Genomic DNA, 511 nt, shown 5'->3' with positions numbered 1-511 from the left:
CTTGACGTCCTCGTCTTTGCCCTCCTGCCAGCCCTCTTTCAAGCAGGGCAGGGTCAGGAAGGCCTTCACGTCCTGATCTTTCGGTAAGCCTTTGCCATGACACATGGAGGAAATATTGGTGACCAGTACCCGGTCGAGCGGTTTGCCCTTAACGACCTCGTCTTTGCCCTCCTGCCAGCCCTCTTGCAAGCAGGGCAGGGTCAGGAAGGCCTTCACGCCCTGATCTTTCGGTAAGCCTTTGCCATGACACATGGAGGAAATATTGGTGACCAGTGCCCGGTCGAGCGGTTTGCCCTTAACGTCCTCGTCTTTGCTCTCCTGCCAGCCCTCTTTCAAGCAGGGCAGGGTTAGGAAGGCCTTCACGTCCTTATCTTTCGGTAAGCCGGAACACATGGAGGAAATATTGGTGACCAGTGCCCGGTCGAGCGGTTTGCCCTTAACGTCCTCGTCTTTGCCCTCCTGCCAGCCCTCTTTCAAGCAGGGCAGGGTCAGGAAGGCCTTCACGTCCTGA

1 protein-coding gene is annotated in these 511 nt (G+C 56.9%); it reads right to left on the bottom strand.

Annotated elements, in window-relative coordinates; genetic code table 11:
- Positions 1–511: hypothetical protein (locus J7439_RS26205; RefSeq protein WP_209204990.1), on the bottom strand; the 511-nt coding region annotated here is incomplete at both ends.

The organism is Salinisphaera sp. G21_0 (assembly GCF_017744115.1).
Classification (GTDB): Bacteria; Pseudomonadota; Gammaproteobacteria; order Pseudomonadales; family Endozoicomonadaceae; genus Endozoicomonas.
Note: the sequence above shows the minus strand (reverse complement) of the source record. Positions and strands in the feature narration are given on the sequence as shown.